Origin of the sequence: Brachyspira hampsonii 30446, assembly GCF_000316195.1 — a bacterium.
Classification (GTDB): Bacteria; Spirochaetota; Brachyspiria; order Brachyspirales; family Brachyspiraceae; genus Brachyspira; species Brachyspira hampsonii_C.
In genome coordinates, this window is sequence record NZ_JH994111.1 from 810828 (window position 1) to 825595 (window position 14768).

Genomic DNA, 14768 nt, shown 5'->3' on the forward strand with positions numbered 1-14768 from the left:
TTATACAAAAATAAATATAATTGTAAATAGTATATAATAAAAATATATAAATTATATCAATATTAAAAAATAGAGGGACTCTTGAAAAGAATCCCTCTAATTAGTTTTAATTTAACAGTTTTTATCTTCTTCCTCTTAGAAATTTCTTTATAGGTATAAAGTCAGCCGGATTAAGTGCGACACCATTTCTTCTAACCTCAAAGTGTAAATGGCTTCCTGTAGATCTTCCTGTACTTCCCATTCTTCCTATCATAACACCAACTCCTACAGTAGCACCGGATCTTGTAGTAATAGAGTTAAGATGTGCGTAGTATGTAGTATAACCCTTATCATGTCTTACTATTACTAAATTTCCATATCCTCCGCTGTATCCTGCGAATATTACCTTTCCTTTTCTTGCTGCATATACAGGAGTATTGAGTCTTCCAGGTATATCAACACCCATATGTTTAGTTCTTACCCCTGTGATAGGGTGAACTCTATATCCAAATACACTGCTTATTCTAGTTATAGTTGTAGGAATGCTGAACATTTGTCCGAACTTATCTATTCTTTCATCTAATGTATATTTAGCGCCAGGTAAGAATATATCATCACCTTCTTCTATGGAAGAAGTATCAGATATTTTATTTAGATTAAGAATTCTGCTCAATGAAACATCATATCTTTCTGCAACATCTTCGATAGTTTCATTTTTTTTCATTGTATATAATAATCCGTTACGATTAGGTATAACAATTTTTTGTCCGGGTCTTAATCTATTTGCATTACTCATCTTATTGACACTTACTAATGTATCTAAATTAACACCTATTTTTTTTGATATTACTGTAAGATTATCTCCCTCTTCTATTATATATTCATCATATTTCATTCCTATAGTTCCGTCTCCAACTAAAGTGTTATCGGAGGTTATATAGTTATAAAATATATCTGTAGCATTCTCTAAAGTTACTGCTGATGTTACAGTAGGAACTTCGGATATACTTGAGGTATTATAACTCACTTCCTCAGGAGATATTTCATCTAATACTTTAGAATATGCAGCACTAACAGGCATTTTATCTTTAGGAAGAATTGCGGCATTGGAAGTATGGCGTATATTCATTATTAAAAAGTTAGATAAAATTATAAATAATGACAGCGATGCTGCAGCCAGCGAAAATTTCTTGATTATTGATATAAAAATATTATTTTTTTTACCTGTATATCTTGTAGAATGTACATAAGTTGTTCTTATTCTTTGAATACTATTTGATTTAGCAAATTGAGATTTGATTTTAAATAGAATATCCTCTATTTTAGAAAAAATATTATTATTTTTTCGAATTTTGGTGTACTTAAATTTGTTATTTTTCATGTTTTTACTGTTAAATTAATACTTACTTTGATTACTAATAAATAATACATTCTAATATACAAATATTTTATAGTATTGTCAAGTATATAATTTTTTAAATTAAAATTTTTTATTAATTATATAATCGGCAATCTCATTGAATGAATTTAAATAATAATTGTTTTTTAATTCTAACAAAATATTTTTATTTGTTATTCCGTATAATACTAATAAGCATTTTATATTTGAATTACATGCAAATTCATAATCCGGTATTCCGTCTCCAATCATGACAGTTTCATCTTCTATTAGGTTATACTCTTTTTTCAAATTGTACCATATATTTGGATCAGGTTTCCTATATGCGTAAATACCATCTCCTATAACTGCTTTGAAATATTTTAGTATATTTAGTTTTTCTACTGTTTTTATTGCCATTTTATTAGGTTTATTGCTTATAACAAACATATTAATATTATGATTATATAATAATTCTAAAGTTTCATAAACTCCATTATATGCTTTAGTGCTGTCTACACAATGCTCTTCATAGTATTTTATATAGTATTTATATACTTCTTCTTCTATTTTCTCATCATGACTGTATTTATTAACAGCTCTTTTTATAAGAAGTTTTGCCCCATTTCCTACAAAATTATGTGTATCTTCAATTGATATTGTTTCTAAGTTAAAATGTTTCAAAGATGCATTAACACAATTATATATGTCTGATATAGAATCTGCTAAAGTTCCGTCTAAATCGAATATTATATTTTTTATCATAATTAATCAGCTATTTTTTAACATTTCTCTGTTTTGTACTTTTTTTATTTCTCTAACAGTATTATTTCTAAGTTCTTTTAATTCTCTTTTTAACCTTCTTTTTTGATATGATTCTAATCTGTCTATAAATGATATGCCGTTTGTATGATCTATCTCATGCTGAAGCACTTTAGCTATATAATTTTCAGCATCGAGTATCTGTTCATTTCCTTCTTTATCCATATATTTAACTTTTATTTGAGTATATCTAGCAACATCATCTCTTATTTCAGGAAATGATAAGCATCCCTCCTCCAATATTTCTTTTTCTTCTCCATGCCATATTATTTCCGGATTTATTAAAGCCAACTTAAAATCCGGTTTTGTTTCATCATCAAAATCAGGTACAGATATTACTATTAGTCTCTTAAGCACACCTATTTGAACAGCAGCAAGTCCTACGCCTTTCTCTTTATACATAGTTTCAAACATATCATCTATTAAAGTGAGTATTTCATCATCTATTTTTTCTATCTTTTCTGATACTTTCTGCAGTCTTTCATCTCCGTATATTACTAATTTTCTTAGCATATTGTCTCCTAAAATTATCTTTAATAAGATATTATTTATAATTATTATTAATTAATATTAAATCTAATATATAATATTAAATTTTTTATTTATAGTCAAGTGATTTTTTAGTTTACATAATTTTTTGGTTAATTGCAGTTTAAAATTATAAAATTCCTTTGACAAATGATTTTTTTGTAGTAGAATAAACTTTATGATGAGAGTTGCTTATTTTGATTTGGATAAAACTATATTAAATAAAGATTCTATATTTCCATTTATGATATTCTATTTGAAAAAGAATCCTTCAAGTATAATACATTATATAGCTTTGCTGCCTTATTTTTTATTATTTTGCTTTAAAATAATAGATAATCAAAGTATGAAGTATAGAATAGCTCATATATTTACAAATATAAATATAGAATTTGGAGACAGTATAGGAAAAGAGTTTGCTGATAAGATTGTACCAAAATTATACTATAAAGATGCTTTAGAAGAGATAAATAAATTAAAAAAACAGGGCTATACATTAATTATGGTTACAGCAAGTTTTGAAATTTATGCTAAGTATATAGCATCAAATTTAGGCTTTGACAGATGTATGGGTACTGAATTATGGACTTTCAGGGGAAAATATACAGGATATATGTACGGTAAGAATTGTTATGGTGCTGCTAAAAGATACAGATTATTCACCGAGCATTTTTTTCCGCATCATAGCAATAAAAATATAGCATATAGTGATTCTATAAGTGATTTACCTCTTTTTAATTTTGCCGACACTAAAGTATGCGTTAATCCAGATAAAAAATTAAAAGATTATGCTTTAAAAAATAAGGATAAAGGCTTTACTATAGTTAATTGGAGATAAAATTATGTTAGCTAGCGAAACTATAAATAATATTAATGCTGATGATGAAATTAAAGAGATTATAAAAGAAAGTAATGATATTGTAATAGAAAAGATAAATAATTTAATAGATATAAATAATATTTCTTATGCTAAAAAGCTAGCTTTAGAGCTGATAAAAAAAGATCATAAATATAAATACGGCTATTTAGTCTTATCGGATATATATTATGAAGAAGAGGATTATAAATCTGTAATAGAACTTATTAATAATGCTCTTAATTATATCAAAAATGATAAAGATTTGCTTGAAAACAAGATAGAAGCTCTTATCAGTGTATACGAATATGAAGAAGCAAAGAATGTTATAGAAAAATTGATATCTTTAGGAGATGTTAATTCTAGTGTTTATGGGCAGTATGGTATAATACTTTCTATGGAAGGTAAACATCATGATGCTATAGAAAAGTACCAAAAGGCTGTATCAATAGATAATAATGATGTTTTGTCTATGATTAATATGTCTGTAGCATATAAGGCTATATACGATTATGATAAATCACTAGATATTTTGGAGAGAGCATTAACTATAAATAAAAATGATTCAAATATTATAAATAGAATTAATAATACAAAATATTTAAAAGAAAGTTCTCAATTTCATATTGATAAGCTAGTACCTATTAAAGCTAATCCAGACAGATTTAATTTATTAGTTCCAGAAAATTTTGATGCTTCTATAGACGGCTCAGTATTAAAAATAGAAAGTCCTGATAAAAGAATATCAATAATAATAAGTTATAGCGATAAAAAATACGATGATAAGGCTATAAAAGAGCTTTTTGACGGATTTAGAGATAGAAGAGGAGAGCTATACTCCATAATTACTCCTATATCTATAAAAAAAAGAGAAAAACATAATGATTTATTTGCCGAGTATATATTCACTTCTAGGATAAATAAAAATGATTTCTTTAATGCCATAGCTGTAGTTGGTAAAGGTGAAGAATCAATAATACTGACAATATCTTCTACCGTTGCTATAAGCGATAGATTAATATCATTTGCTAAAGAAGTCATGAATAGTTTGTATTTCAAATAAAAATATAATGTAAAAATTGGTATTTACAAAGTTTCAAAAAAATGTATACTAATTTCTATTATTTGAATAAAAGACAAGGATTATTATATAAAAAATGTTAGTTAAATTTTCAGTAGAAAATTATAAATCTATTTATGATAAAATAGAATTAGACTTTAGAATAAATCCAGAAAATTATGATAATGAGGAAAGTATTAATAATAATCCTTTTGTACTAAAGATAAATAATGATTATATTTCAAAATTATGTTTATTTTATGGGCATAATGGTTCAGGTAAAACCAATATATTTGAGGCTGTATTAAATTTATGTCTGTCCAATGTTAATAATAGTTTTTTATATAATATGTATAAACCTAATATTATTTATGGAGAAAATGAAGAGTCTAAATTTGAAATAGAATTTTATTCTAATGTCTTGAATGAAAATAAAAATGAGTATTCATTATATAATTACAAGTTAAATGTAAAAAATAAAGAAATAGATGATGAATATAAGAAAAGCATACAAATTACAAAAGAAATTCTTACAGAAAATGGTAATATAGTTTTTGAAAGAAAAAATAATGATTTGATAAAAAATAAAATAGCAAGTGATAAAAAAAGTGGAATACGTTCTGATGAAACATTTATATTATTTTTAATGAATATTTATACAAAAGAAGAAAAAGAAATTGATACTATAGTAAAATATAGAAAACTTATGACTTCTATATTATCTACTAATTTAGGTATCAATTATTTAGAAACTCCCGATTTTACTAATACTTTTTTTAATGAAATATATAATGATTTAGATGAAATTAATTTATTAGAATTTTATATAAGTTTAATAAAAATAGCTGATGTTGGCATAGATAATATTGTTTTTGAATTATATGAAAATACTCAGAATATTTATGATGTAAAAAAATCTATGGATTCATTAAAAAAAGATGGGATAAAATCAAAGAAAAATATTTCTAAAGAAGAAAAAGCTATTATTTCTATAATAAAGAATTTAGAATTTTTAAGCAGTAAAAATAATGATTTTATAAAAAAACGTAAAAAAGTTATTTCATATAGAAATGGTAAAAAAGCTCCGTTTGATGAGATAGAATCGGATGGGACTAAAATATATGCTTTTCATATGTACAATATCGTAAAGTCTTTAAAAAACGGTTCTCTATCGTTACATGATGAATTTTACGGAGTTCAGCCTGATTTAATAAAAACAGCATTTTTGTTATTTAAAAAAAATAGATATAAAGAGATTGAACAAACTGCTCAGTTATTTATGACTACTCATGATGTAGTGCTTATGGAGTTTAAATATTTACTTTTAGAACAAATTAAATTTGTTGTAAAAGAAGATAATAAGACTTATGTTTATTCTGCCTCTGATATAAAAGGATTAAAAAAAGAAAATTTAATTGAAAATTATAAAAATAATAAATTAGGTGCAAAATATTTTCCTAGAGCTTATGATTTACCTATAAAAATGTATGTTAATAATAATAGTGAGTTGTAAATGAGTTTTACCATACCTGATCTTTTAAAAGAAAGTAAAAAAAATAAATTAATATGTCTTTCAACTGGTATTTATGAGAAGAAATATTTATATTTTTTATTAGAGAATCATAGAGAAATAATAGACTATATTTGTAATCCTAGTGAATTAGAATTAATAGATAATATAAGAAAATATCCTAATTTTAATAAAGATTTTGAGCAGATAGATGGTCGTTATAAAAATGCAGATGAGGCTTCTAAAGCAATAAATGAAATATTAGAAATTGTACAATTAAAACTTGAAGATCAGTTTGCATTAGTGAATGATAATTCTAATTATATATTAGCTATGATAACAGATTGTGATAAGGGTCCTTTAGATGCTTTTAATAAATTAAAAAATGATGTAATGGAAACTATAAATAGAAATAATTATAACATTGATTATTATTTTATATTTTCTTATAGAGGCTTTGAAGATTGGATGAAATTCTATCTTGAAAATGGAGAATGCATTTCTAATCTTCAGAATATAAAGGATAATATTAAATCTATGATAAAAGAAAAACATTCTACTATTTTTAATAGGCATAGAGACGCTATAAATAAATATAGGCAATTAACAAATTATAATTCACCATTAGATAATTATGAAAGTATAATTGATTATCCATATTCTGATTTTCCGTATTTTTTAGAATATTTAGAACAACAATATAATATACCTATATAATTTACATAATATAATCCCAAAAAAATATTAAAGCACTTTTTATTAAAACCGAAAATAATTGTAAGTATAATTTTATAATTTAGGACTTATAACTATGAGTATGTTTGCTGATACAACCTATGCTAAAACTATGACAGTAGCAAAAAAGCTTTTAAATGTTTACGGACTTAGAGCTGAAGTTATAGCGGATAATATAGCAAATGTATCTACACCTAATTTCAAAAGAAGTGATGTAACTTTTGAATATCAGCTTGCAAGGGCGTTGGATAGTGAAAATTATAATGGTATGGAAGCTAAAAGAACAGATTCCAGACATTTTCCTTTTAATATGCCTATGGACTATAAGCAAGTTGCACCAACTCTTACAGTAGATTATGATACTAGCTATAGAAATGATAAAAATAATGTTGATATAGATAAAGAAATGGCAGAAGAAGCTAAAAACACTTTAAGGTATCAAATGTTTACACAAATAGTAAATGCTCAATATAGAGAAATAAGAAGAATGATAGGCAATGCTTAATTTGTACTGCTTAAATTCTTGAAGGAGTAACAGAAATGGGAATATTTTCAATTATCAATACATCAGGAAGCGGTTTAACAGCACAGAGAACCAGACTTGATGTTATAGCAGATAACATAGCAAATGTTAATACAACAAGAACAACAGAAGGCGGAGCTTTTAGAAGAAGCAGAGTAATATTCAAGCCTAGAGATGACGGCAACAAATATAGAAGTCCGTTTTTACCAGAGGCTTTGCAGCCTAATGTAGGTACAGGAGTAAGAGTATTCAGCATAGAAAAGGATATGGAAACTGCAACTAGATTTGTTTATGATCCTTCTCACCCTGATGCCATAAAATATGGTGAAAAAGCAGGTTATGTGGAAATGCCTAATGTCAATCCTGTTACAGAAATGGTTGATATGATGGAGGCTTCAAGAGCTTATGAGGCAAACTCTACTATGATTCAGTCTGCTAAAACTATGTTTGGAAGTGCTTTGAATATTATTAGATATTAATTTTTTATAATGGTAAGGATATTTTATGAATATTAATAGTGTAATGAACTCTTATAGTGCTACTACAAAAACAGGAAATGTGGGTGATAATTACGGATTTGTACTTAAAACTACAGATCCTAGACATTACGGACCTGCTCAGCAATTAAGAAGAAGTTCAAGCAATGATTTAATAAGTAATTTTGGAACAATGTTAAGCGATGCTATTGATACTGTAAATCAGAAGCAGGTTGACAGAGATAATATAATAGTTCAGGCAGGCATTAGACCAGATCAGGTTGATGTATCCGATGTGATGAATGCTATTGCTGAAGCCGAATTATCTCTCAGCTTTACAAAGGCTGTAATTGACAGAGCGGTTAGAGCTTATCAAGAAGTAACAACTTACAGATAATTAATAATTTAGTTAGTAATAATGAACAATAATAAGCTGTTCTCCTTCAAAAAAGAGTTATTAAGGGCAAGCATCTATGGTGTAATAGCCATAGTGTTTGCCAACTTAATTTTCTTTTCAATCTATAACAATAATCAAATATATATAATCATAACATTAATAATACTTGAAATAATCACAATAGTTTTTTTATATCTTGATATTGCTAATATTAATAATAGAAAATTAATATTCATCAAAAATAATTCTGTATTGGAACATAATATAAATAAAACGGTAAGCAAAGATAATATAATAGACAGATTAAAATATTTTGGATATAGTATGTATTCTATTAACTCTTCAAGAGTTTTCATAAATGCTGATGTTATAAAAAATAAAAAATCTATTATAATACATGCATACTATTTCTTTTTAGTTGATATAGACAAATACGGAGAGGCTGTACTTAATAATATAAAAAATGAGATAAATGAAATATTTGATTTATATGTTGATGATAATCAAAAACTTTTTCAAAAAGATAATGCCAATAATAATAAAGATAAAATATTAAAAGCTAAATTATATAATCATGCAGTTTTTATTTTTTATGGAGATAATATACCAAGCAGAATAATAGAAATGTCTGAATACGGATATACTAAAGAAAAATTATTAAACAGCAATTCCCAAATATTCACTGTATCATATTTGCCAAGTAATAATAAATTATACTTTGCCGATGCTATAGAAAATGTGGTCAATATAAATAAGTTTCCTAAGAATGATTTTGTTTATATTATAAAAGATATATTTTCTTTATAAATCAATAGTTTAAATTTACATCGAATCTGTCATTTAAAAGCGGGATAATATTTATAACAGGCTCCTCATAAGGGTGAACTTCTTTCATAACTTTTATAATATTTTCTATATTTTTGGCATCTGTTGAAAACTCTACCTTATCTTCAGGAGCTTCTGATATCTCATTAACTTTTCCGTCAAAAGGATTAGCATTTTCTAAAGGACGCCAATAACCTGTAATTTTTGTTACAGACATTACATTATCATAATTTCCAACACCTAATGCCCCTATATCATTCAATGCTTCTCTTAATTTTTGAGTGTATTCTTCCGGTATGTATATTTCTATTTTTACTTTTTTTATATTCATAAATACTCCATTATTTAAAATAAAGAGCATAGTAAAAATACCATGCTCTTTTTTTAATCATATTAAATTATATTATTTTACTTCTGTTAAAGTACCATTAAGTTTTATTATATTATTTTCAAAAGTAGCTTGAAGATCACCTTTCCAATAAGGATTTCCTTCTTTAGCTTTATCAACTATTAAAAGAGCAGAATCTGTATTAAAATCAAAATCATTTGTAAGAGCAGTTTCGCTTCTTTTGAAGTTTTCAGTACCGGCACCGATTTGGAATACTCCATTAGCATCAGATTTCATTTCAAATACATAAGGATCAACTGTTTTACCGCCTGCATGTACAAATCTTATAGTAATAACTCCGTCATCACCTTTTGTAATACCTGTACCTGTAACTTTAGGACCTGTAGTACCATCAACAGTTCTTTGAGCTATACCGGAACCAGACATACCGTCATCAATATATCTTGATGAATTAGCTGTACCAAATAATAAGAATTGTCCCATACTTACTTCTATTCTGTTATTTAATACATTGTTGTCAGCAGATCTGTATTTGTTTAATAAGTCTGGTGTTCTAGTAGGAACAGAAGCTCCTGTAGCAGCATCTATTTTACCGTCTATGTCTCCATAAGAACCTGTAATTTTTAAATAAGAGTTGCTGCTTATTGTGGTATTGTTAGTATCCCCAATTATAGCTTGGAAATCAATAGTTAATGTTGCAGCTTCTGCATTATTAGCTGCATCATTAGCAGTAGTTGTTTCTGTTTTTTGACCGCCGCATGCGATAGCTAAAACAGAGATGACAAAAATAATAAGAATCTTTTTCATTTTTACCCTCACTTTTATTAAAATATTTTACATTATTGTAATATATTGTTTATTTTATGTCAAAAAATTATCAATATTTTATTATAAATATAATTTATTTATTTAAAAAAATGCAATTTTATAATAGAATTAGCCTATAATTTAACTTTTAGGAGAATATATGCAGTATTTAAAAGAAACGATTATTTGGAATAATAGTTTATTAAGGTACTTAATATCTTTATCTGTATTTATTATTAGTTTAATACTAATGAATATTATATTAATATTTTTTATGAAGATATTATTAAAAGTAAATACAAAATTTCAAAGCCCATTTTTATCAGAGCTTGTTAATAGTATTAAAAAAAGAGTAAGACCTATTATATTTATGATATCTTTATCTTTTGGAAGGGTGGGGTTAATACTTAGTAAAGAGGTTGGAACATATTGGATAAGAATACTCATTGTACTTATAATAATATTTGTAATAATGTTTATATGCGATATTATAAGCAATTTCAGTAATAATTATCTGTCTAATAAAAAAGGCGTTGTAATATCTGACGGTATTATCACTATATTAAAGGCTTTGGTATGGATAATTGGTTTTTTAACTATACTTTCAAATTTAGGTGTTAATGTTAATACTTTTATAGCCGGACTTGGTATTGGAGGTGTGGCAGTTGCTTTTGCTGCACAAAGTATAATAGCCGATTTATTTAATTATTTTGTTATAGTATTTGATAAGCCTTTTTTGAAAGGTGATTATATACAAATAGATGTTGATAAAGGGGTAGTTGAATATATTGGTATAAAGTCCACTCGTATAAGAAGAAACAGCGGTGAGCAGCTTTTGATATCAAATACTAATTTGCTTGCCTCAAGAATACAAAACTATAGAATATTAGAAAAGAGAAGACAGTATATGATGTTAGGAGTTGAGTATTCTACACCTTTAGAGAAATTAAAAGTGATACCTGAACTTTTAAAGACAATTATAGAAACTAATGATACTGAATTCGTAAGTGCCAGATTTATAGAGTTTGCAGATTCTTCTCTAAATTTTGAAGTAATATACTATGTAAATACAGCAGAGTATAATGAGTTTGTAAGAGTAGTTGAGGATATAAATTATAAAATAATAGATGAGTTTAATAAACTTGGAGTAGGATTTGCATTCCCTTCAAGGACTTTGTATATAAGCAAAGAATAATATTTTATAAAAATCAAAGAATTATTAAGGAATTATTTATGAATTATACTTTAAAATCTTCAAATATAATGCCTAAATTCGGAATAGGCACTTGGTGTATGGGTGAAGTTGAAACGGAATTTAAAAAAGAGTCTGAGGCTATAGCTTTTGCTTTAGAAAATGGGGTAAGGCTTATAGATACTGCTGAGATGTACGGAGAAGGAAAGGCTGAATCTATAATCGGAGATGCATTAAAAATATCAAATATCAAAAGAGAAGAACTTTTTATAGTTTCCAAAGTGTATCCTCATAATGCTGGAAGAGATAAATTATTTAAAAGTTTGGAAGCCTCATTGAATCGTATGGGGTTAGATTATTTGGATATGTATCTTCTTCATTGGAGGGGAAGAGTACCTTTAAGTGAGACTGTAGAATGTATGGAAGAAGCAAATAGAGAAGGGCTTATAAAAGATTGGGGCGTTTCTAATTTTGATATTGATGACATGAAAGAACTTGAAGCAGTAAAATACGGCGATAAATGTACAGTTAATCAGGTATTGTACCATTTAGGCTCTAGGGGGGCAGATTATTCTTTAGCTCCTTATATGGAAGAGAGAAATATTGCTTTGATGGCCTATTGTCCTTTGGCTCAGGCTGGTAATTTAGGTAAGGATATATTAAAAAATAATACTATTTTAAGCATAGCAAAAAAACATAATGCTGCACCTTCTCAAATAGCTTTAGCATTTATTATGGGGTTTAATAATAAAATAGCTATTCCTAAAAGCTCTAACAAAAAACATATAATAGAAAATATAGAGTCTCAAAAAATTAAACTCGATGATGAAGATATAGCACTTATAAATAAAGAGTTTCCAAAACCAAATAGAAAAATGCCTTTGGATATAGTTTAGTTGTTTTTTTACTATAGTAATATATAATATTTATGGTATATCATTTTTTATTTATATAATTATATTTTTTATTATGGATATAGTAGTATGATAGATATAAATGTATGTTTTGCTTCAAATGATGCTTATGCTCCGTATATGGCAGCGGCAATAGCTTCTTTACTTTCAAATTCAAAAGATGATGAAAACATTAATATATATATAATATCTGAAAATATTAATAATTCTAACATAGAAAAGATATTATCATTAAAGAAAATAAGAGAATGCCATATAGACTTTATTAAACCTAAAGAAGAAATTTTTAAATATATTTCAAAATACAATATGAAAGCCAATTCCACTTGGTTTAGATTGTCTATTCCGTCATTAATACCAAATGCTGATAAGATAGTATATTTAGATGGCGATATGATAATTAATTCAAGTTTAAGAGAATTATTTTTAGATGATATGTCAGATTATTATGCTTATGTAGTAGAAGATCTTATGGATAAAATAAATGAAGTAAAAGCTTCTATAGGTTTTAGTAAATCAGATAAATATTTTAATGCAGGCTTCTTGATGATAAATAATAAACTTTGGATAAAAGATAATTTAGAAGATAAATTCTATAATACTATAGATAATATGCCTATATTTACATTTAAAGATCAGGATACGCTTAATTATTATTTAAATGGAAGAGTGAAATTTATAGATAAAAAATGGAATTTTTTGGATTCTAAATTTTGTCATGAATACACGATTAGTTGTGATATAAAAGATGTTAATATTATACATTAGACTTGTTTCAAAACTCAATTTCTTAATACTTATAGTTTTTTAATTTAATATTTTTTTTAATTATAGTTGGGGCTTTGCTGCGAAGCACACAGTCGTGCACCGCTCTGCGTGCTTACGCAAAACCCCACTTCTTTTGCCGAATAGGCACCTACTCGGTGGTGACCCATACGAAGTACGCCTCGCTGTGCGTGCCGACGAAGTCCACCTTTGGTGTCGGCAGGCGAGAAGCATACGAAGTACGCCTCACTGTGTGTGCCGACGAAGTCCACCTTTGGTGTCGGCAGGCGAAAGACTGCATATTTATATACTAAAATAATATGTTATAAAACATGTAAGACATTATTTTATAATTGACTATTACTAATTTTTTTATATATAATTTTGTCAAGTAGTTTTGAAACAAGTCTATTAATATATTTTAAACTAATACCATTAATTACCGTTAATATTTTATATATTTGGTGGTTTCATGTATAAAAATAGAAAAATATATTTATTATCTTTTTATAGTTTTAATCTTTATCCTTCATCGCTTAGATTTTTACATCAGGCTGAAGAGTTTAACATTTTTGATGATATTTATATATATAATCAATATACTTTACCAAAAGATGAACAATTTGATAAAATTTTAAAAGACAAATTAAAGTCAGATATAAGAGGGTTTGGGTATTGGTGCTGGAAGCCTTTTGTTGTATTAAAGACTTTAGAAAAAATTGAGTATGGGGATATATTATTATATGCTGATATAGGATGTTACTTAAGCAAAAAAGGTATAAATCGTTTTTATGAGTATTTAGATATTGTTATTGAAAATAAGAATATGTGTTCTGAAATGAGTATAAATGAAAAAATGTATACTAAATCAGACTTATTTAATTATTTTAATGTTTTAGATGATAAAAATATTACAGATACATTTCAAAGACCGGCTACTTTTTTTATTTTAGAAAAAAATGACATCAATATGGAATTAGTAAGAAAATGGCTTCAGGTATTTTATGATGATTTTTCTTTAGTAGATGATAGCCCATCAAAGATCCCTAATTTAGATGGTTTTATTGAAAATAGACATGATCAAAGTGCATTTTCAATACTTTCAAAAATTTACAATATGAAAGTTATTAAATCTTTTGAATTTGACTCTAAAAATCCAATATATCCAATATTATTTATGAGAGATAAAAAAGACATATACGATTTTATTATAGAAATTTCATGCGGAAAACTCATAAATAATATTTGCTGGTATATTTCTTCTTTCAAATATAGAGAGATGCTTAAGAAATATTTTAAGCTTAATTTATATGAATTAATAAATATTTATTTTTTATATAATAAAGATTTTAGTAAATTTAAATATATCAAATGTAATAATTTTATATTAGATACTATCATCAAATTATTTTTTAATAAACTAAAGAAGAAGCTGATAAAATCCATAGAAAATAATGTTAATAATGTTCAAAATGTTATTGAGGCAATGTCAAAATATGGATGCCCATTTAATAAATAATATTTTATTGTTATTGCTGTATATAAACTTCTTTAAAACTTAGAAGATAAATACAGAAATTTTAAAAATATATAAAATTTATTCTATATAATCTTTTAGAGAACAATTTTTATTATAAGCAGTGGAAATGATA

Annotated in this window: 17 protein-coding genes; 12 read left to right on the plus strand and 5 right to left on the minus strand. The window is 26.0% G+C overall.

The genetic code is table 11. The annotated features are described in order from the left end of the window. Positions 1-121: 121 nt before the first annotated feature. The 3 genes from A966_RS08410 to def form a co-directional block, all read right to left on the minus strand. Entirely contained in the window at positions 122-1360 is a 1239-nt protein-coding gene (locus A966_RS08410; protein WP_008724582.1) for a M23 family metallopeptidase, read from the minus strand. Positions 1361-1459: 99 nt separating this feature from the next. Continuing rightward, positions 1460-2122 (minus strand): HAD family hydrolase, encoded by a 663-nt coding sequence (locus A966_RS08415; RefSeq protein WP_008724583.1) that lies wholly within the window; start codon positions 2120-2122, stop codon positions 1460-1462. A gap of 6 nt (positions 2123-2128) precedes the next feature. Continuing rightward, complete coding sequence (def, locus tag A966_RS08420) at positions 2129-2692, minus strand: peptide deformylase (protein ID WP_008724586.1); 564 nt, start codon at positions 2690-2692, stop codon at positions 2129-2131. 193 nt (positions 2693-2885) lie between these two features. Here def and A966_RS08425 point away from each other — a divergent pair, with 193 nt between their 5' ends. The 8 genes from A966_RS08425 (at position 2886) to A966_RS08460 (ending at position 9071) form a co-directional block, all read left to right on the plus strand. Continuing rightward, positions 2886-3545 carry an HAD family hydrolase gene (locus tag A966_RS08425; RefSeq protein ID WP_008724588.1) on the plus strand — a complete coding sequence of 220 codons (660 nt, stop codon included), beginning with the start codon at positions 2886-2888 and terminating at the stop codon, positions 3543-3545. Between the two features lie 4 nt (positions 3546-3549). Next, the gene (locus tag A966_RS08430) at positions 3550-4626 is read left to right on the plus strand and encodes a tetratricopeptide repeat protein (protein WP_008724590.1); all 1077 of its coding nucleotides are present in this window, start codon (positions 3550-3552) and stop codon (positions 4624-4626) included. A 94-nt stretch (positions 4627-4720) separates the two neighbouring features. Continuing rightward, on the plus strand, positions 4721-6136 hold the full coding sequence (locus A966_RS08435) for an AAA family ATPase (RefSeq protein ID WP_008724591.1): 1416 nt from the start codon (positions 4721-4723) through the stop codon (positions 6134-6136). Then, complete coding sequence (locus tag A966_RS08440) at positions 6137-6850, plus strand: hypothetical protein (RefSeq protein ID WP_008724593.1); 714 nt, start codon at positions 6137-6139, stop codon at positions 6848-6850. Between the two features lie 94 nt (positions 6851-6944). Then, positions 6945-7373: a flagellar basal body rod protein FlgB gene (gene flgB, locus A966_RS08445; protein WP_008724596.1), complete on the plus strand. Its 429-nt coding sequence runs from the start codon at positions 6945-6947 to the stop codon at positions 7371-7373. A 35-nt stretch (positions 7374-7408) separates the two neighbouring features. After that, on the plus strand, positions 7409-7870 hold the full coding sequence (gene flgC / locus A966_RS08450; RefSeq protein WP_008724603.1) for a flagellar basal body rod protein FlgC: 462 nt from the start codon (positions 7409-7411) through the stop codon (positions 7868-7870). 25 nt (positions 7871-7895) lie between these two features. Further along, the gene (fliE, locus tag A966_RS08455) at positions 7896-8264 is read left to right on the plus strand and encodes a flagellar hook-basal body complex protein FliE (protein ID WP_008724605.1); all 369 of its coding nucleotides are present in this window, start codon (positions 7896-7898) and stop codon (positions 8262-8264) included. A 21-nt stretch (positions 8265-8285) separates the two neighbouring features. Next, the gene (locus A966_RS08460) at positions 8286-9071 is read left to right on the plus strand and encodes a hypothetical protein (RefSeq protein WP_039955610.1); all 786 of its coding nucleotides are present in this window, start codon (positions 8286-8288) and stop codon (positions 9069-9071) included. 1 nt (position 9072) lies between these two features. Here the strand turns inward: A966_RS08460 and A966_RS08465 are convergent, their stop codons facing one another. Further along, positions 9073-9420: a nitrogen regulatory protein P-II gene (locus A966_RS08465; protein WP_008724609.1), complete on the minus strand. Its 348-nt coding sequence runs from the start codon at positions 9418-9420 to the stop codon at positions 9073-9075. A gap of 72 nt (positions 9421-9492) precedes the next feature. Next, on the minus strand, positions 9493-10245 hold the full coding sequence (locus tag A966_RS08470; RefSeq protein ID WP_008724612.1) for a hypothetical protein: 753 nt from the start codon (positions 10243-10245) through the stop codon (positions 9493-9495). 160 nt (positions 10246-10405) lie between these two features. On the opposite strand from A966_RS08470, the gene A966_RS08475 reads away from it, so the two are divergent. The 4 genes from A966_RS08475 to A966_RS08490 all read left to right on the plus strand — a co-directional run bounded on the left by A966_RS08475 (position 10406) and on the right by A966_RS08490 (position 14635). Beyond that, complete coding sequence (locus A966_RS08475) at positions 10406-11440, plus strand: mechanosensitive ion channel family protein (RefSeq protein ID WP_008724614.1); 1035 nt, start codon at positions 10406-10408, stop codon at positions 11438-11440. A gap of 38 nt (positions 11441-11478) precedes the next feature. Beyond that, positions 11479-12333 (plus strand): aldo/keto reductase, encoded by an 855-nt coding sequence (locus A966_RS08480; RefSeq protein ID WP_008724615.1) that lies wholly within the window; start codon positions 11479-11481, stop codon positions 12331-12333. Positions 12334-12420: 87 nt separating this feature from the next. Further along, positions 12421-13119, plus strand: coding sequence for a glycosyltransferase family 8 protein (locus A966_RS08485; RefSeq protein ID WP_008724617.1), 699 nt, complete (start codon positions 12421-12423; stop codon positions 13117-13119). Positions 13120-13588: 469 nt separating this feature from the next. Continuing rightward, positions 13589-14635, plus strand: coding sequence for a hypothetical protein (locus A966_RS08490; RefSeq protein ID WP_008724619.1), 1047 nt, complete (start codon positions 13589-13591; stop codon positions 14633-14635). Positions 14636-14768 lie beyond the last annotated feature (133 nt).

Bases quoted from the DNA above. Each gene is read 5' to 3' on its own strand.
- A966_RS08470 (WP_008724612.1), bottom strand. From the start codon at position 10,245: ATGAAAAAGATTCTTATTATTTTTGTCATCTCTGTTTTAGCTATCGCA.
- flgB (WP_008724596.1), top strand. From the start codon at position 6,945: ATGAGTATGTTTGCTGATACAACCTATGCTAAAACTATGACAGTAGCA.
- flgC (WP_008724603.1), top strand. From the start codon at position 7,409: ATGGGAATATTTTCAATTATCAATACATCAGGAAGCGGTTTAACAGCA.
- A966_RS08480 (WP_008724615.1), top strand. From the start codon at position 11,479: ATGAATTATACTTTAAAATCTTCAAATATAATGCCTAAATTCGGAATA.
- A966_RS08485 (WP_008724617.1), top strand. From the start codon at position 12,421: ATGATAGATATAAATGTATGTTTTGCTTCAAATGATGCTTATGCTCCG.
- fliE (WP_008724605.1), top strand. From the start codon at position 7,896: ATGAATATTAATAGTGTAATGAACTCTTATAGTGCTACTACAAAAACA.
- A966_RS08465 (WP_008724609.1), bottom strand. From the start codon at position 9,420: ATGAATATAAAAAAAGTAAAAATAGAAATATACATACCGGAAGAATAC.
- A966_RS08435 (WP_008724591.1), top strand. From the start codon at position 4,721: ATGTTAGTTAAATTTTCAGTAGAAAATTATAAATCTATTTATGATAAA.
- def (WP_008724586.1), bottom strand. From the start codon at position 2,692: ATGCTAAGAAAATTAGTAATATACGGAGATGAAAGACTGCAGAAAGTA.
- A966_RS08430 (WP_008724590.1), top strand. From the start codon at position 3,550: ATGTTAGCTAGCGAAACTATAAATAATATTAATGCTGATGATGAAATT.
- A966_RS08415 (WP_008724583.1), bottom strand. From the start codon at position 2,122: ATGATAAAAAATATAATATTCGATTTAGACGGAACTTTAGCAGATTCT.
- A966_RS08440 (WP_008724593.1), top strand. From the start codon at position 6,137: ATGAGTTTTACCATACCTGATCTTTTAAAAGAAAGTAAAAAAAATAAA.
- A966_RS08460 (WP_039955610.1), top strand. From the start codon at position 8,286: ATGAACAATAATAAGCTGTTCTCCTTCAAAAAAGAGTTATTAAGGGCA.
- A966_RS08410 (WP_008724582.1), bottom strand. From the start codon at position 1,360: ATGAAAAATAACAAATTTAAGTACACCAAAATTCGAAAAAATAATAAT.
- A966_RS08490 (WP_008724619.1), top strand. From the start codon at position 13,589: ATGTATAAAAATAGAAAAATATATTTATTATCTTTTTATAGTTTTAAT.
- A966_RS08475 (WP_008724614.1), top strand. From the start codon at position 10,406: ATGCAGTATTTAAAAGAAACGATTATTTGGAATAATAGTTTATTAAGG.
- A966_RS08425 (WP_008724588.1), top strand. From the start codon at position 2,886: ATGATGAGAGTTGCTTATTTTGATTTGGATAAAACTATATTAAATAAA.